The 16498-nt window shown below is 69.9% G+C and carries 14 protein-coding genes; 7 read left to right on the plus strand and 7 right to left on the minus strand.

Annotation, left to right across the window (positions count from 1 at the left end; all coding sequences use genetic code 11):
- Positions 1-89: 89 nt before the first annotated feature.
- From ACW17Z_RS12005 to ACW17Z_RS12035, 7 genes are all read left to right on the plus strand, one after another.
- Complete coding sequence (locus ACW17Z_RS12005; RefSeq protein ID WP_492056173.1) at positions 90-1013, plus strand: MBL fold metallo-hydrolase; 924 nt, start codon at positions 90-92, stop codon at positions 1011-1013.
- 66 nt (positions 1014-1079) lie between these two features.
- Complete coding sequence (locus ACW17Z_RS12010; protein ID WP_419319168.1) at positions 1080-1736, plus strand: phosphoribosylanthranilate isomerase; 657 nt, start codon at positions 1080-1082, stop codon at positions 1734-1736.
- A 25-nt stretch (positions 1737-1761) separates the two neighbouring features.
- Positions 1762-2997, plus strand: a complete 1236-nt coding sequence (trpB, locus tag ACW17Z_RS12015) for a tryptophan synthase subunit beta (RefSeq protein WP_492056174.1) — start codon at positions 1762-1764, stop codon at positions 2995-2997.
- A gap of 13 nt (positions 2998-3010) precedes the next feature.
- A complete protein-coding gene (gene trpA / locus ACW17Z_RS12020) occupies positions 3011-3847 on the plus strand; it encodes a tryptophan synthase subunit alpha (RefSeq protein ID WP_492056176.1) in 837 nt (278 codons plus the stop codon).
- A 4-nt stretch (positions 3848-3851) separates the two neighbouring features.
- Entirely contained in the window at positions 3852-4781 is a 930-nt protein-coding gene (locus ACW17Z_RS12025; RefSeq protein ID WP_492056177.1) for an acetyl-CoA carboxylase carboxyltransferase subunit beta, read from the plus strand.
- An 8-nt stretch (positions 4782-4789) separates the two neighbouring features.
- Positions 4790-6103, plus strand: coding sequence for a bifunctional folylpolyglutamate synthase/dihydrofolate synthase (locus ACW17Z_RS12030; protein ID WP_492056178.1), 1314 nt, complete (start codon positions 4790-4792; stop codon positions 6101-6103).
- Between the two features lie 217 nt (positions 6104-6320).
- Positions 6321-6431 carry a hypothetical protein gene (locus ACW17Z_RS12035; protein WP_012288846.1) on the plus strand — a complete coding sequence of 37 codons (111 nt, stop codon included), beginning with the start codon at positions 6321-6323 and terminating at the stop codon, positions 6429-6431.
- Positions 6432-6501: 70 nt separating this feature from the next.
- On the opposite strand, the gene trxA is transcribed toward ACW17Z_RS12035, so the two are convergent.
- The 7 genes from trxA to ACW17Z_RS12070 form a co-directional block, all read right to left on the minus strand.
- On the minus strand, positions 6502-6837 hold the full coding sequence (gene trxA / locus ACW17Z_RS12040; protein WP_419253718.1) for a thioredoxin: 336 nt from the start codon (positions 6835-6837) through the stop codon (positions 6502-6504).
- Positions 6838-6948: 111 nt separating this feature from the next.
- Positions 6949-10410, minus strand: a complete 3462-nt coding sequence (gene addA, locus ACW17Z_RS12045) for a double-strand break repair helicase AddA (RefSeq protein WP_492056179.1) — start codon at positions 10408-10410, stop codon at positions 6949-6951.
- Complete coding sequence (gene addB, locus ACW17Z_RS12050; protein ID WP_492056180.1) at positions 10407-13376, minus strand: double-strand break repair protein AddB; 2970 nt, start codon at positions 13374-13376, stop codon at positions 10407-10409. The genes addA and addB overlap by 4 nt, the downstream gene beginning before the upstream one ends.
- Entirely contained in the window at positions 13373-14089 is a 717-nt protein-coding gene (murU, locus tag ACW17Z_RS12055; RefSeq protein WP_492056181.1) for an N-acetylmuramate alpha-1-phosphate uridylyltransferase MurU, read from the minus strand. Before murU ends, addB begins: the two co-directional genes overlap by 4 nt.
- Positions 14086-15198 carry an N-acetylmuramate/N-acetylglucosamine kinase AmgK gene (gene amgK, locus ACW17Z_RS12060; protein WP_492056182.1) on the minus strand — a complete coding sequence of 371 codons (1113 nt, stop codon included), beginning with the start codon at positions 15196-15198 and terminating at the stop codon, positions 14086-14088. Before amgK ends, murU begins: the two co-directional genes overlap by 4 nt.
- On the minus strand, positions 15164-15610 hold the full coding sequence (tsaE, locus tag ACW17Z_RS12065; protein ID WP_492056183.1) for a tRNA (adenosine(37)-N6)-threonylcarbamoyltransferase complex ATPase subunit type 1 TsaE: 447 nt from the start codon (positions 15608-15610) through the stop codon (positions 15164-15166). Before tsaE ends, amgK begins: the two co-directional genes overlap by 35 nt.
- Positions 15607-16470, minus strand: coding sequence for a 1-acyl-sn-glycerol-3-phosphate acyltransferase (locus tag ACW17Z_RS12070; RefSeq protein ID WP_492056184.1), 864 nt, complete (start codon positions 16468-16470; stop codon positions 15607-15609). Before ACW17Z_RS12070 ends, tsaE begins: the two co-directional genes overlap by 4 nt.
- Between the last annotated feature and the right edge of the window lie 28 nt (positions 16471-16498).

A 16498-nucleotide genomic window follows, 5' to 3' on the forward strand; every position in this document is an offset into this window, starting at 1 on the left:
TGCTCTAGATTCTTGTTTTGACGCGTTATTTCGGCGGCGAACCGGTATCCACTTCGCCGAATAACGCTCAGGTTTCCCGGAGACATCCCATGCTGACCCAACGCCCGCTCGCCGCCCTGATCGCGGCTGCGACCCTCGCCGTCGCCCATGGCGCGGCCGCCCAGTCGCCCCTGATCACCGCGCCGGAAGCCCAGAGCTTCAAGCTGGGCGACTTTACGCTGACCGCCCTGCGCGACGCCGGGTTCGAGGCGCCCAACAACGGCAAGGTGTTCGCGATCAACGCCACGCCGGAAGCGGTTTCGCAGGTGCTGACCAGGGCCGGCGCGCCCGGTGACAAGATCACGCTGAGCGTCGACGCCCTGCTGGTGAAGACGCCCTCTCACCTGGCGCTGTTCGACACGGGCCTGGGTCCGTCCGCCAAGGGGGTTCTGGTCCAGAGCCTGGCCAAGGCGGGCGTCACGCCCGACCAGATCACCGACGTGCTGATCACCCACGGCCATTTCGACCATGTCGGCGGCCTGGTCGGCGCCGATGGCAAGTCGGCCTTCCCCAAGGCGACGATCCGCATGGCCAGCGCCGAATGGGCCTCGCTGCAGGGTCAGGCGCCGATGAAGCCGCTGGTCGAGGCCATCGCCGCCCAGGTCAAGACCTTCGAGCCGGACGCCGCGCTGTTCCCGGGCGTTCGCGCGGTGGCCATCAAGGGCCACACCCCGGGCCATGTGGGCTATGAGATCGCCTCGGGCGGTCAGACCCTGCTGGATATCGGCGACACCGCCCATAGCGAGATCGTCTCCCTGGCGCGTCCCGACTGGGTGATCCAGTTCGACCGCGACGCCCCCGTCGCCACCGCCAGCCGGATCGCCCTGCTCAAGACCCTCAGCGCCAGCGGCGGCCTGATCTTCTCGCCCCACTTCCCGTTCCCGGGCGTTGGCAAGGTGGAAGCGGCGGGCGAAGGCTTCGTCTGGAAGGCCGGCATCCCCGTTCAGGACGCCCACGCCGGCCACGCGCACTAGGCCGATACGGCGCGGGCCCCAGCGCGGGCACTTGTCACCGGGGCGCCCGCGCCGTACCTCCCGCCCATGAGTTCGCCGTTCAAGACCAGCGCCAAGATCTGTGGGCTGTCGACACCGGAAGCGGTGCGCGCGGCCGTCGACGGCGGCGCGGCCTATCTGGGCTTCGTGTTTTTCGAAAAGAGCCCCCGCAACCTGACGCCCGAGGCCGCCGCCCGGCTGGTCGCGCCGCTCAGGGGCGGGCCGGTGAAGACCGTGGCCGTCACCGTCGATCCCGACGATGGGCTGATCGACCGCCTGATGGCGACGATGAAGCCCGACCTGATCCAGGCGCACGGCAAGGAGACCCCCGCCCGGGTCCGCCAGATCGCCGAGCGCTCGGGCGTCGGGGTGATCAAGGCCTTCTCGGTCTCGTCGTCGTCTGACGTCGACCAGGCCCGGGCCTTCGAGACCGTGGCCGAGCAGTTCCTGTTCGACGCCCGGCCGGTCGAGGGCTCGGTTCTGCCCGGCGGCACGGGCGCCCGGTTCGACTGGACCCTGCTGGAAGGCCGCCGGTTCGCCCGGCCGCATTTCCTGGCCGGGGGGCTGGATCCCTGGAACGTCGCCGAGGCCATCCGGCTATCGGGGGCTCCCCTGCTGGACGTTTCCTCTGGCGTGGAGCGCGGTCCCGGCCTAAAGGACCCGGCTCTGATCACGGCGTTTCTTGACGCCGTCAAACGCGTGTAGCTTTGCCCAGCCTTTGGATGATCTCGTGAACGCCCCTTCCAAGCCCGCCCCCTCGAAGCCGAATGACTATTCGGCCTATCCCGACGCCAACGGTCGGTTCGGCGACTTCGGCGGTCGCTATGTGGCCGAGACCCTGATGCCGCTGGTGCTGGAACTGGGCGAGGCCTATGCCGCCGCCAAGGCCGATCCGGCGTTTCAGGAGGAGCTGAAGAGCTTCAACATCCACTATGCCGGCCGGCCCAGCCCGATGTATTTCGCCGAGCGCCTGACCGAGCACTTCGGCGGCGCCAAGATCTATTTCAAGCGCGATGAGCTCAACCACACCGGCTCGCACAAGATCAACAACGCTCTGGGCCAGATCCTGCTGGCCATGCGCATGGGCAAGACCCGGATCATCGCCGAGACCGGCGCCGGCCAGCACGGCGTGGCCACTGCCACCGTCTGCGCCCGCTTCGGCCTACCGTGCGTCGTTTACATGGGCGCCACCGACGTCGAACGTCAGAAGCCCAATGTCTTCCGCATGAACCTGCTGGGCGCCGAAGTGCGCCCGGTGACCTCGGGCACCGGCACCCTCAAGGACGCCATGAACGAGGCGATGCGCGACTGGGTCACCAACGTGCATGACACCTATTATCTGATCGGCACCGCCGCCGGTCCGCACCCCTATCCGGTGATGGTCCGCGACTTCCAGAGCGTGATCGGTATCGAGGCCCGCCAGCAGATCCTCGAGATGGAAGGCCGTCTTCCCGACGCGGTGGTCGCCTGTATCGGCGGCGGCTCCAACGCCATCGGCCTGTTCCATCCGTTCCTCAATGACGACAGCGTGCGCCTGATCGGCGTCGAGGCGGCCGGCCACGGCGTCTCCACCGACAAGCATGCCGCCTCCCTGACCGGCGGCCGCCCCGGCGTGCTGCACGGCAACCGCACCTATCTGCTGCAGGACGACGACGGCCAGATCATCGACGCCCACTCGATCTCGGCCGGGCTCGACTATCCGGGCATCGGTCCCGAGCACTCGTTCCTGCACGAGATCGGCCGCGCCGAATATGTCTCGACCACCGACGACGAGGCCCTGGCGGCCTTCCAGCTGTGCTCGACCCTGGAAGGCATCATCCCGGCCCTCGAACCGGCCCACGCCCTGGCCCGGGTCGGCGAGATCGCCCAGCAGCTGGGCAAGGGCAAGATCGTGGTGATGAATCTGTGCGGTCGCGGCGATAAGGACATCTTCACGGTGGCCGAAGCCCTCGGGCGCAAGATCTAGGACTGAGACCAGCGTGACCAAAGACCGTATCGACCGTCGCTTCGCGGCGCTGAAGGCCGAGAACCGCGCCGGTTTCGTGACCTACATCATGGCCGGCGATCCCGACGCCGCCACGACGCTGTCCGTGCTCAAGGGCCTGCCGGGCGCCGGCGCTGATCTGATCGAGCTGGGCTTTCCCTTCTCCGATCCGATGGCCGAGGGCCCGACCATCCAGCGCGCCGCCCAGCGCGGCCTCAAATCCGGCATGACCCTGCAGGGCACGCTGGACCTGGTGGCCGCCTTCCGCGAGGGCGACACCGACACCCCGGTCATCCTGATGGGCTATCTCAATCCGGTGCTGAACCGCGGCTTTGAAAGCTTCGCGGCCGCCGCCAACACGGCCGGTGTCGATGGCCTGATCATCGTCGACTGTCCGCCCGAGGAAGCCGATCCGCTGTCGGACGCTCTTGAAGCCGAGGGCATCGCCCTGATCCGTCTGGCCGCCCCGACCACCGACGACAAACGTCTGCCGACCGTGGTCCGCCGCACCTCGGGCTTCGTCTATTACGTCTCGGTGGCGGGCGTGACCGGCGTCAAGTCGGCCGACGCCGTCGACGTGGCCCCTGCGGTCGAGCGGCTGCGCAAGGCCTCGGGTCTGCCCGTGGCGGTCGGCTTTGGCATCCGCACGCCTGAGCAAGCCGCCGCCGTGGCCCGCGTCGCCGACGCCGCCGTGGTCGGCTCGGCGCTTGTGGATGAAATTGAATCGGCCGCGCAGTTGAACGAAAACGTGACCGAGAAGGTTCTTCTCAAGGCGTCGGATCTGGCCAAGGCTGTGCGCTCGGCGCGCGTCGGGAACGAAGTGAGGCTTTAAGGCTATGGCTATGGCTGAACCCCAGGACCCGAAAAAGGGCGACAAATCAAAGGCCTCGGCTGAAGGCCGACGCGGCGGCGGGTGGCTTTCGCGAATCGCGCCCGGCGTGCGCGGCGCCTTCGCCAAGCGCGAGACGCCCGAGAACCTCTGGGTCAAATGTCCTGATACGGGCGAAATGATCTTCCGCTCCGACCTGGAGGCTGCCCTGTGGGTAACTCCGGCCGGACGCCATATGCGCATCGGGCCTGAAGCCCGTTTCAAGTTCACCTTCGATGACGGCGTCTACGAAAGCCTGCCGACCCCGACGGTGCCGGAAGACCCGCTGCACTTCTCGGACGGCAAGCCCTACAAGGACCGCCTGATCGCGGCCCGCAAGGCGACCGGCGAGCCGGACGCCATGGCCATCGCCCACGGCGTGGTCGGCGGCGCCAAGGCCGTCGTGCTGGTCCAGGACTTCGCCTTCATGGGCGGTTCGCTGGGCATGGCCGCCGGTGAAGGCTTCGTCGCCGCCGCCCGCGCAGCCCTGGAACGTGACGTTCCGCTGATCGCCTTCACCGCCGCCGGCGGGGCCCGCATGCAGGAAGGCGCTCTGTCGCTGATGCAGATGGCCCGCACGACCCTGGCGATCAACGAACTGAAGGACGCGGCCCTGCCCTATATCGTGGTCCTCACCGACCCGACCACCGGCGGCGTCACCGCCTCCTACGCCATGCTGGGCGATGTGCATCTGGCCGAGCCGGGCGCCCTGATCGGTTTCGCCGGTCCGCGCGTCATCGAGCAGACCATCCGCGAGACCCTGCCGCCGGGCTTCCAGCGCTCGGAATATCTGGTCGAAAAGGGCATGGTCGACCGCGTGACCCCGCGCAAGGAGCTGCCGGCCGTGCTGGGCTCGATCCTGACCACCCTGATGATGGGTCGTCGCAAGGCGGCTTGAGCCTCGCCGTGACCGACCACCTCCGCGTCCATGACGCCGCCCTGGCGCGGTTGCAGGCTCTGCATCCCAAGCTGATCGACCTGTCGCTGGACCGGATGTGGCGACTGTGCGCGGCGCTGGGCGATCCGCAGAACCGCCTGCCGCCGGTGATCCACGTGGCCGGCACCAACGGCAAGGGCTCGACGGTCGCCTATCTGCGGGCCATGGCCGAGGCGGCGGGCCTGAAGGTCCATGTCTTCACCTCGCCGCATCTGGTCCGTTTCGCCGAACGCATCCGTCTGGCCGGGACCCTGATCACCGACGCGCAGCTGGCCGATGTGCTGGCCCGGGTCGAAGAGGCCAATGCCGGCCTGCCGATCACCTTTTTCGAGATCACCACGGCCGCCGCCCTGGTCGCCTTCGCCGACGCCCCGGCCGACCTGTGCATCGTCGAGGTCGGGCTGGGCGGCGTGCTGGACGCGACCAATGTCGTGACCCCGGCGATCAGCGTCATCGCGCCCATCGACATCGATCACCGCGAGTTTCTGGGCGACACCATCGGCGAGATCGCCGTTGAGAAGGCCGGGATCATCAAGCCTGATGCGCCCGTGGTCTCGGCCCGGCAGTGGCGCGAGGCCGAGGATGTGATCGACACCGCCGCCGCCCTGGCCGGGATCGAGCCGGTCATGATGGGCCGCGATTTCGACGCCTGGAACGAGCGCGGCCGCCTGCTGGTGCAGATGCAGGATCGCCTGCTGGACCTGCCCGCGCCGTCCCTGCCCGGCGAGCACCAGTTCGCCAATGCCGGCCTGGCGGTCGCCGCCTTGCTGATCCTGAACGACCCGCGCATCGACGAGGCCGCCATGGCCGCCGGGATCGCCGGCGCAATCTGGCCGGCCCGCTTCCAGCGGCTGACGGCGGGGCCGCTCGCCGAGCAGGCCAGGGCGGCGGGCGCGGACCTGTGGCTGGACGGCGGCCACAACCCCCATGCCGGAACGGCCGTGGCCCGGGCGCTGGGCGACCTGGCGGCGCGCGACGGCCGGCCCGTGGCGCTGATCTCGGGCCTGCTGGCCAACAAGGACGCCACCGGCTTCTTCACGCCGTTCGCGTCGCTGAAGGCCGAGGTTTTCACGGTCACCTTTGAGGGCCACGCCGCCGCGCCGGCCGCCCAGACCGCCGCCGCCGCTGAGCTGGCCGGCCTGCGGGCTCATGCCTGCGACAGCCTCGAAGACGCCCTGGGCAAGGCCCTGGCCCTGTCGCCGACCCCGCATGTGCTGATCTGCGGCTCGCTGTACCTGGCTGGCGAAGTGCTGGCGATGAGCCTGGAAACCTGGCCTCAATAGAGGCTGTCATCCCGGCCAAGCGCGAAGCGCGCCGAGCCGGGACCGCCGGAAGCTCTGAGTTTGTCGCGGTCCCGGGTCTCCGCTGCGCTTCGCCCGGGATGACAGAATAAGTTAAGGCGGCCCGCTGAGCTTGGGCGTACACCTGCCACACGCCGATAGGGCGGCTCGGCCCGCTGGACATCCCCGGCAGGCGCGCCCGTCCTGGCAGGAGCCGCCCATGGCCAAGGGTCAGAAGAAGTCCAACAAGGAAGTCCGCAAACCAAAGGCCGACAAGAAGGCCGCCCCGGCCTCGGTCTCGCCGTTCATCGTCACGTCGGCCAAGAAGTAGGCCACGAAACCAAACCGCCCACCCCGCATGGCGGGATGGGCGGCTGGATCTCAGTCTGGGCCGGGAAGAATCAGGCGGGCTGTTGAACGCCAGCCTCGGTCAGCCATTCCAGGATCTTCTGCTTGGGCATGGCGCCGACCTTCATCGAGGTCATCTGGCCGCCACGGAACAGCATCATGGTCGGAATGCCGCGCACGCCGTAGCGCGACGGGGTCGTGGGGCTGTCCTCGATATTGACCTTGGCCACGATCACGTGGTCGGCGAGTTCCTCGGAGATCTGCTCCAAGGCCGGGGCGATCTGCTTGCAGGGGCCGCACCATTCGGCCCAGAAATCGACCAGCACGGGACCTTCGGCCTGCAGCACGTCGCGTTCGAAGGTCTCGTCGGTCACCGTCACCGTGCTCATGGGGTCGCTCCATCAGGGCGCCGCTCTGAACGGCGCGAAACAAGAAAAGCCCGCGAGTCGTCGCGAGCGCTTGAAGAAGATGTAGGCGCCGCAGACGTTCCCGGCAACGGTCTAGCCGATCCGTCGCAGGGCGTCGGACATCACCTTTTCTGGAACCGGCATCAGTTTGGGCCCATCCGTCCACACCAGGGCCGCCTCGACGGGCCGGTCTGGGAACACCTCGCGCAGCACCGCAACATAGACCGCCATCTGGGCCAGATAGGCCGGATCCGCCGCCTCGATGCTGGCCGGGGCGGGGCGGTTGGTCTTGTAGTCGACCACCAGAACCCGCGCGTCCGTCACCACCAGCCGGTCGACCCGGCCCGAGATCGCCAGGCCCTTGGGCAACAGGACGCTGGTCCCCGCCAGCGCCACCTCGGCCCGCGACCCGGGGCCGAACACCGCGGCGAAGCGGTCGTCTTCCAGCACCCCGAAGGCGGCGGTGGCCATTTCCAGCCGCTGATCGTCGGACAGATCGCGTTCGGCCGTCAGCAGCCGCTGTCCCGCCGCGCGGCGTTCGGCCGGCGCCACGTCGGGCAGGATCTGCAGCAGCCGGTGGATGATCTCGCCGCGCCGGTAGCGGCCCAGGCCCTCGACCTTGGCCAGGGGCGAAGGGGCCGGGGCGCGGCTGTCGGCCTCGTCCTCGATCCGTGAGGGCGCGGCGTAGCGGGCGGTTGCCGGTTCGAGCGTCGCCATTCCCGTTGCCCAAACGGGCAGGGACGCGGCGGTGACCGGGGCCAGGGTTTCCTTGGGCAAGGCTTTGGGATCGGGTCCATAGCGCAGGATCGGCGCGTCGGGATCGCCGATTTCGCGGACCTCGGGGGCGATGTCGGCATGGGCGAAGGCCGCCTTCGCCGCCGCGTACCAGCCGCCGACGTTCTCGTCCTTGGTGCGGGCGTCGATGCGGCCGCACAGCACGAGGCGATCCCGGGCCCGGGTCAGGGCCACGTAGTAGAGCCGCAGGGCCTCCTCGGCTTCCTTCTTGTCGCGCAGCTCGCGGGCCCGGGTCGAGGCGGCGCAGTCGGCGCTCTTGCCGGTCGACCACAGGACGCCGCCGTCTTCCGTGGCCAGCAGCGGAGAGCCGCCCGCGCCGCGCTTCACCGTGGTCTCGGGCAGGAAGACGATCGGCGCCTCCAGACCCTTGGAGCCGTGAGCGGTCATCACCCGCACCTCGCGGCGGGCGCCTTCCATCTCGCGCTTGACGATGATGTCCAGGGCCGCGAAGTCGGCGACCAGGGCTTCCAGGTCGCGGATATTGCGCTGCTCGGCGTTCATCACCTGGGCCAGGAACTCGTCCAGCGCTTCGTCGGCTTCGCCGCCCAGGCGGGTCAGCACCTTGGCGCGGTTGGAGAGGCCGGCGGCGTCGACCTTGCCCAGCAGGGTGGCGAAGAACTCGAACGGCTGGCGCTTGCGGCCCTCGACCAGCGCCCAGGCCAGCAGATCGCGGGCGGCGACCCAGCGCAGGTCCTCGTCGGCCCGCAGCGACAGCGTCGCCCACAGCGTGCGCGGCTTGCGGCTCCTGGCCAGGGCGTAGACGTCCTCGTCGGTCAGACCGCAGAACGGGCTCTTCAGCAGCGCCGCCAGGGTCAGGTCATCGTCGGGGAAGAGAACGAACCGGCCCAGGGCCAGAAGATCGTCGAAGGCGATATGGGCCGACAGCGACAGGCGGTCGGCGCCGGCCACCGGCACATTGCGACGCTTCAGGGCCCGGATGATCTCCTCGAACAGCACCTTGCGGCGACGCACCAGGATCAGGATGTCGCCGGCATGGGCGGGGCGGCGGACCTTGCGATCCTTGTCATGCACCTCGTCGCCGCGGGCCAGTATGCCGGCGATCTCGCTGGCGATGGCTTCGGCCAGGCGGCGATTGGCGCTGTGCTCGGTCTCGGCGTCGAGCGGGGCCTCCCAGGCGTCGCGCTCCTCGCCGGGCCGCTCGCGGGTCAGAGGCCACAGGTCGACGCAGCCGGGGCCGTCGGTGCGGAAGGGCGTATGCGGTTCAAGGTCGCCGCCGGTAGGCATCAGGCCGACGCTATTCTCGGGCGCGCCGAACACCGTGTCGACGAAGCTGAGCACCTCGCGGGTGGAGCGGTAGGACACCAGCAGCCGCACCGCCGAGCCCTCGCGCTCGGCATCGGCGATCTTGGCGATATAGGTCTGTGTCTCGATCAGCAGCCTGCTGGGATCCGCCCCCTGGAACGAATAGATCGACTGCTTCTGGTCGCCGACCACGAACATTGTCCGGTTGTCGCGACCTTTGCGCCAACCCGTTGCGCCAGCCCCGACGAAGAAATCGTCGGTCAGGGCCTTCAGGATCGCCCATTGCTCCGGCGCGGTGTCCTGGGCCTCGTCCAGCAGGATGTGATCGACCCCGCCGTCCAGCTTGTAAAGCACCCAGGCGGCGTCGACCTTCTCGGTCAGCAGCACGCGGGTGCGCTCGATCAGGTCGGCGAAGTCGAGCGCGCCGCGTGACGCCTTCTCCAGCCCGTGGGCCTCGATATAGAGCGCCGCCAGCCGCAGGGCTCCGGCGGTGTCATGCGCCACCTGGGCGGCGCGGACCTGCTGGCGAACAAACGACAGCCGGTCGGTCTCCTCCAGCAGCGCCTCGCGCAGATCTTCCCGCGCCTTGAAGGTCGTGGTGGTCTGCAGGTGCTTGCGGGGCTCTTCCTTGTCGGTGAACAGCGCCGACAGGGCGTCGCCAAAGGCGTGGGTGGCCAGGGTCACACGCATTCGGGCGGCGTGTTCGGTGTCGCGGATCTTGCCGCTGGACTCCAGCAGGCTGGCGCAGGCTTCCCACAGGTCGGGATCCAGCTCGGCCATCGCCTCGGCGGCGACGGCTTCGGGGTCGGTGGGCTCGTCGAAGCCGCAGGTCCGCCAGACATCCTCGATCGCGCCGGTAAGGTCGCCACATTTGGCGAAGTACGCGGTGATTTCGCCCCGCCGGATCTCGAACGTGCCGAACATCGACTCGAAGGCCGCGAAATCCAGGGCGACGGAGAACCGGCCATAGGCCTCGGCATAGGCGTCGTCGTGGGTGTCGACATAGGTCGCTACAGTGCGGCGGGCGGCGCGGGCCACGGCGGCGCCGGCCGAGTCGTCCATCACCACGAAGCCGGGCGAGACCCCCGCCTCCAGCGGGAACCGCCGCAGCAGCTTTTCGCAGAAGGCGTGGATGGTCTGGATCTTCAGGCCGCCGGGGGTTTCCAGGGCGCGGGCGAACAGGGCGCGGGCCTTGGAAAGCTCGCCGGCGTCAAACGCCGCCTCCGGCTCGCCCACCAGTTTGGAGAGCTCGGTGCGCAGGGCAGCGTCGGCGGTCACCGACCAGCCGCCCAGGCGTTCGAACAACCGTCGCTGCATCTCGGCGGCGGCGGCCTTGGTGTAGGTCACGCACAGGATCGCCTCGGGCGTGGAGCCGGCCAACAGCAGCCGCGCCACCCGGTCGATCAGGGTCTTGGTCTTGCCTGAACCGGCGTTGGCGGTGACGAAGGCGCTGATCGCGGGGTCGGCGGCGACGCGCTGGGGGTCGTGCGCGGTCATTCGCCTTCCCCATCGTCGCCACTGGTCGACCATTCGAACACCCGCGCCAGGTGGGCGTAGTCGCCGGGATGGTCTTTCACGAACTGCGGCGCCGTGCGTGAGCGGTAGGGCTGGGCCGGGTCGTCATAGCGGCGGATCAGGGTGCGCAGGCCGTCGAGGGCCTCAATCGCGGCCTGCTCGCTTTCGGCGCCCGTGACACGCACCTCTTCGAGGCCCGCCGGCTTGCGGCCCGTGACCCGCACATAGGTCAGGTCGCCGGGCTTGCGATCCGGCAGGTCCTTGAATCCGCCGTTCAGCAGAATGGCCGCCGTCAGGGTCAGTTGCGGCGAGAAGCCGGTCTCGACCTGCTTCTTGCTGGGCGCGGCGCCGGTCTTGTAGTCGAGAATATGGGCCAGACCGTCGCGGGTGGGCTCGATGCGGTCGGCCTTGGCGGTCAGGGTGAAGGCGCGGCCGTCGATGTCGAAGGTCAGCACCCCCTCGGCCTCGACGATGATCTGCTCGGCGCCCGCCCGGCGCTGGCGCTCCCAGTCGGCGACCCAGGCGGCGGCCTCCTTGGCGAGCGCGCGCTCGCGGGCCAGGGCCGTCGGCGGCATGCCGGCCGAGACCAGCTCGCCCATATAGAGCGCCTCAAAGATCGCGGCGGCATTGGCCGGCACGGGCCCTGGATGATCCTCGGAGAATTTCTCGAAGGCCGCATGGATCGCGGTGCCGCGGGCGCGGGCCTCGACCGGCTCGTCGGGGCGCTCCAGCGGATAGAGCTTGAGGATGTCGCGCGCCCAGACGGCGTAGGGGTCGCGGGTCAGGGCCTCGACGCGGGTGACGGCCATCCGGCGCGGGCGATCCTCGACCGGCGGCGTGGGGGCCGGACGCGGATAGGGCGCGTAGGGTCCAGGCGCGTCGAGGGCGCGGGCCCAGTCCAGGGCGTCGTCGCGGCGGGGCAGGGACAGGCCCGCGCCGCCGGCCAGGGTCTTCAGCCGCCACAGCCAGCGGGACTCGACGGCCGGCGCGCCGCCGCGTCGCTCGCAATGGACCAGGATAACGTCCGGCGCGCTGGCGGCCTGGGCGAAGTCGTGGGCGGTCAGGCCGACCCGGCGCTCGGGCGGCGGCAGGCCCAGGGTCGCGCGCATCGGCCGCGACAGGAACGGATCGATCGGCGCGCCCTGAGGCCAGATGCCTTCCTCCAGCCCCGCCAGCACCAGCCGGTCAGCGCGCACCAGTCGGGCCTCGATGGCCCCCAGAATCCGAAGGCGCGGATGGGTCGCGCCGCCGACCCGCAGGGTTTCCTCATTGACCAGCCGGTCGAGGATGTCGGCGAAGGCCTGGGGCTTGGCCGGCGGCAGGACGACGCCGTCCTCGATCAGGGTCGAGAGCAGGCCGCCCAGGCATTCGCCGGCCTGGCCGATCCACAGGCGGTCGGGACCGGTCAGGGCCTCCAGCGCCTCGGTCAGGGCCAGCGCGGCCTTGGACGGCGGGGCCATCTGGTCGACATAGGGCGCGGCGGCATGGGCGACGGCGGCGAGCAGGCGCTGGGCCAGGGCCTGGGCGGCCGGGTGATCGTCCAGCTTGGCCAGCAGGGCTTCGGCCGAGCGCGGGGAGGGGCCACGCAGGCCTTTCAGCTCCAGCGTGGTCGAGGCTTCGAGATCCTCCTCTGACCGCACCAGCGGATGCTTGGCCAGGGCCAGCAGGCGCACGGGGTCCAGTGGGTCAGCGACCAGACCGGCCAGATGCTGGGCCAGGATCGCGGCCGGGCTGGCGGCGAGGGGCGCGCCGGCCGAGCTGTCGGGGATCACGCCCCAGCGGGCCAGCCGGGCGGTGACGCGTCGGGCCAGGGTCTGGTCGGGGGTGACCAGGGCGGCGGTGCGCCCCGGAGTCTCCAGCGCTTCGCGCAGGAGAAGCGCGCAGGCGCTGGCGGCCTCTTCCTCGGTGCGGGCCGAGATCAGCGACAGGCCCTTCAGCCCCTCGGCGACGGGATCGAGGTCAGGGGCTTCGGCGCGCAGGCTTTCGATCTGGGCCAGCCAGTCGGCGGTGGCCTCGGCCGGACGCAGGGCCTCGTTGACGATCCGACGGCGCCAGCGGCCTCGACTGTCGCTCTGCGGAAACCACGGGCGGACATCGGCGCGGGTGATCCCGGCGCGGTCCAGCAGGCGGCGCATGGCCCCTTGCGGGTGCTGCTCGCCGACCTTGTCCCAGGCGCTTTCGGCGAGGTCTTCGTCCAGACCGGGAAGCACCACGGCGCCCAGCGGAGCGGCGGCGACCACGCGCAACAGGTCGGCGGTGGCCGGGGCGGTGCCGGTCGAGCCGGCGGCGACCAGCACCTCGGTCGGGGGATGCTCGGTCCAGCGTTTGGCCAGGGCCCGAAGCAGCAGCACGCGGCGGTCGGCGACATCGATCAGGCCAAGCTCCCTCAGGCGCGCGGGCCAGGCGGCCAACACCGCCTTGAGGAATCTGGCCGAGACCTGCCAGTGCTGGGCCAGATCGCCGTCGGCCAGGCCGTCCAGCTTGCCGTCGGTGTCGATCTCCTCGATCCGGCAGCTGTCCAGGAAGTCGGACAGGGCCTTGGCCATTTCCAGGGCCTGGGCGGCACCGGGGGTGAAGGTCAGCAGGTCGGCATGGTCGACCACGATCCGCGCCAGCTCGAAGCGGCGGCGGCGCGAGCTGATGGCGGGCGGCAGGTCCAGGGCCAGATCGCCGGGCTCGAACGGCGGCTCGCCCTCGTCCAGGTCGCCCAGAGGACGGATCTGCGGTAGCAGCAGGGCCTTGCCGTCGCTGGCGGCCAGCAGGGCGTCGGCCACGGCGCGGGCGCCGCGACGCGTCGGGGTCAGCAGGGTGGCGCGGGGCAGGGCCTCGGGGCCCATGTGCGACAGGGCCGCCAGGAAGCCCCGGGCCAGGTCGTCGACGAACGGACGATGGGCCGGGATCGAGAACCAGCGCGGCCCCGGGCGGTCGAAGGGGCCACTGAAGGTCATTTCAGTTTTGCTTCCGCCAGATCGCGAGCGCCGGGGTCGCCGACATGCATCCACAGACCTTCTGGCGAAACGCCGTGAACGCGGCCCTTGGCGGCCAGAGCCTTCCATATCGGGGTAAGCGAGAACGGGCCGTCGGGACCATCGGCCGTGATCCCCGGCGTGCAGATGTGGACGCCGACATAGACCAGCGGCGCCATCTCGCCCGGTGCCTTGAAGCGCACCATACCGTCGTCGAGGAAGACGTCGCCGCTGTCGTGGAAGCCCAGGGAACCTTCCGTTGAGGCCAGCAGCAGGCAAACGTCCATGGCTTCCGGGTCCCAGGCCGTCGCGACGGCGTCGAGAGCGGGTGCTCCGTTCTCGATCCAGACCGAGTCGATGTTAGCCACCCAGACCGGACCTTCGCCCAGCATAGGCAGGGCGTTCTTGATACCGCCGCCAGTCTCCAGAGCCTGCGGCCGCTCGTCGGAGATGACGATGCGGGGGCCGAGACCCTTGGCTTGGCGTGCGGTCAGGTGTGCTTCCAGCCGGTCGGCGAAGGCGTGGACATTGACCACGGCGGTCTCGACCCCGGCTTCGACCAGCCGGTCGAGCATGTGATCGATCAGCACCCGGCCGCCGACCTCGACCAGGGCCTTGGGCCGGTCGTCGGTCAGCGGGCGCATGCGGGTGCCCAGACCGGCGGCTAGCACCATGGCGATCTTGGGGGCGCTCATCGACGAGCCTCGGTCGGGACGTGGGCGTCGAACCAGGCCTTGAGGTCCTTGAGCGCCGGATCGGCGAAGCAGACGTCGAGATAGGTCCAGAGCCGGGGAATGAAGTCGGCATAGCGCGGCTTGCCGTCGCGGGTCACCAGCCGGGCGAAGATGCCCAGGATGCGGATGATGTTGAGCGCGCCCAGGGCGTGATAGTCGGCCAGGAAGGCGGTGCGATCGAGTTCCGGACGGGCGGCCAGATAGCGATCCAGGCCGGCGACCTCGCGCTCGGGCGACACGGTGCGGCGGGCGTCATGCAGCAGCATCGACAGGTCCCAGGCCGGGTGGGCCAGGACGGCGTCCTGGAAGTCCAGCATCCCGACCCGCGCCGCGCCCCCGCGCTCCGGCAGCCAGATCAGGTTCTCGGCGTGATAGTCGCGATGGCAGAAGACCGTGGCCCCGGCCTCGCCAAGGCTGCGGATCGGAGCCCAGATCGCTTCCCAGTCCGCCAGGGCGGCGGCGTCGAAGGTTACGGCGCGAAACTGCGGCTGCCATTCCACGAAGATGTCGTGGGCCGTCTTCAGGGCCAGGTCGTCATAGGCCAGCAACGGCCAGGTCGAGCCGTCGAAGTCCAGCATGCTGGGGATCGGCGCGGCGTGGATCGCCAGCAGGCCGTCGATGGCGGCGTCGTAGAGCGGGGCCTCGTCGGCCCCGGTCTCGATCAGTCGGGCATAGAGGTCGTCGCCGAGGTCTTCCAGCACGGCCAGGCCGGCGGCCGGATCGGCGGCCAGCACCTTGGGCGCGGAAAGACCCTGAGCGTTCAGCCAACCGGCGCAGGCGACGAAGGCGTCCACCCTCCCGGCGGCCAGGCGGGCCAGGGCGTTGTAGCCCAGCGTCGCGCGCTCGGCGGGCGTCGCGGCCGGCGGGCAGGGCGCGGTCTCGACCGAGGGCGGCTGGTCCATGAAGATGAAGCTGACCCCGCCCTCACGGTGCAGGCGCTCATAGCTGCGGGTCGAGGCGTCGCCGCCGAGGCTTTCGCGGCGGGTATCGCCATAACCATGGGCGGACAGGAACGCGGCCTTGGCCGTCTCGCGCTCAGAACTCAAGGGTGCGTCCTTCAAATCCGCCATGCCGGGTGAGGGTGACGCGTCGTGCGTCGCCGTCGAGGGCGATGTCTATATCGAGCCGAGTCGCCGGCAAACGCCCTTCCAGTCTCTGCGGCCATTCAATCAGCGCGACCCCGTCGTCGAGGGCTTCGTCGAGGCCGATCTCATAGGCCTCGTCAGGATCCGACAGGCGGTAGAGGTCGAAGTGGGCGAGGGGGAAATCGGCGGTTTCGTAGAACTGCACCAGGGTGAAGGTCGGGCTGGGCACCTCTTCGTCGGGCGTGGTCAGGGCGCGGATCAGGGCGCGGGCCAGGGTCGACTTGCCGGCTCCCAGCGGTCCGGTCAGGCAGAGCGCGTCGCCGGGCTGAAGGGCGCGGGCCAGGGCGCGGCCCAGGTCCTGGGTGGCGGCCTCGTCAGCGAGTTGGAGAGAGCTCAAGTCAGGGCGCCTTCGGGGTGCTTTGGCAGGACCCGCTCCACATAGCGCTTCAGGTCGGTTGTGGCTTCCCCCGTATCGGCGGCCAGGGATGCGGGATCGATGGGCTTGCCAACGATCAGCTCGAACTTGCGGCCGGTCTTGTTCAGCAGCTCATGGAACAGGGTGATGTCGCGCAGTTCCTGCGAGCGCTTGTCGAACAGATGGAACAGGGTCGACCACGGGCCGGCGACATGGATCGGGATGATCGGCGCTTCGTACTTGCGGGCGATCGACACGGCCGAGGCGGCCCAGGGCGGGTCGCTCAGCAGGCCCTGGGCATCCTTCACCGCCAGCCGGCCAGCCGGGAAGATCATCAGGGCGCGTTCGGCCTCCAGGGCGTCGTGGGTCATCGCCAGGGTCAGGCGCATGCGCTCGCGGCTGCGCTTTTCCTCGACCCATTCAACAGGGATCAGCACCTCGTCGAACTGGCGGCACACGCGATGGGCGTCGGCATTGGCGTAGAAGACGATGTCCGGCCGGGCCTGTTTGAGCACGTCGTACACGGCCACCCCGTCGGCGATGCCGGTCGGGTGATTGGCGACGACGACCGTCCGGCCGGTTGCGGGCATGTGCTCCAGCCCCCGCACAGCGACCTTCAGGTCCAGCAGCGCCGAGACGTGGTCCAGCGCCGCGCGGCCGCCGATCCCGGCGATGGTGTCGGCCATCCGCCGCGCTCTGCCATAGCCCAGCAGACCGTAAAGCGGCGGGCGAAGCAGCGGCCAAAGGGGCGAGGCTGTCAGCCGGGGCGCACGCTCGGCGATGAGCGTGTCGACGATGTGGCGGGGTCGGGGCGCCGGGCGCGCCTCTGGAGCGTTGACCATGGCGCAAGCTTAGGCGCCGCCGCGGGCG

The organism is Caulobacter sp. GSs2 (assembly GCF_058680895.1).

Excerpts from the sequence above, each read along its gene's own strand:
- ACW17Z_RS12025 (WP_492056177.1), top strand. The coding sequence starts at position 3,852 with ATGGCTATGGCTGAACCCCAGGACCCGAAAAAGGGCGACAAATCAAAG.
- addA (WP_492056179.1), bottom strand. The coding sequence starts at position 10,410 with ATGACCGCGCACGACCCCCAGCGCGTCGCCGCCGACCCCGCGATCAGC.
- addB (WP_492056180.1), bottom strand. The coding sequence starts at position 13,376 with ATGACCTTCAGTGGCCCCTTCGACCGCCCGGGGCCGCGCTGGTTCTCG.
- amgK (WP_492056182.1), bottom strand. The coding sequence starts at position 15,198 with ATGGCGGATTTGAAGGACGCACCCTTGAGTTCTGAGCGCGAGACGGCC.
- ACW17Z_RS12005 (WP_492056173.1), top strand. The coding sequence starts at position 90 with ATGCTGACCCAACGCCCGCTCGCCGCCCTGATCGCGGCTGCGACCCTC.
- ACW17Z_RS12070 (WP_492056184.1), bottom strand. The coding sequence starts at position 16,470 with ATGGTCAACGCTCCAGAGGCGCGCCCGGCGCCCCGACCCCGCCACATC.
- ACW17Z_RS12035 (WP_012288846.1), top strand. The coding sequence starts at position 6,321 with ATGGCCAAGGGTCAGAAGAAGTCCAACAAGGAAGTCCGCAAACCAAAG.
- trxA (WP_419253718.1), bottom strand. The coding sequence starts at position 6,837 with ATGAGCACGGTGACGGTGACCGACGAGACCTTCGAACGCGACGTGCTG.
- ACW17Z_RS12010 (WP_419319168.1), top strand. The coding sequence starts at position 1,080 with ATGAGTTCGCCGTTCAAGACCAGCGCCAAGATCTGTGGGCTGTCGACA.
- murU (WP_492056181.1), bottom strand. The coding sequence starts at position 14,089 with ATGAGCGCCCCCAAGATCGCCATGGTGCTAGCCGCCGGTCTGGGCACC.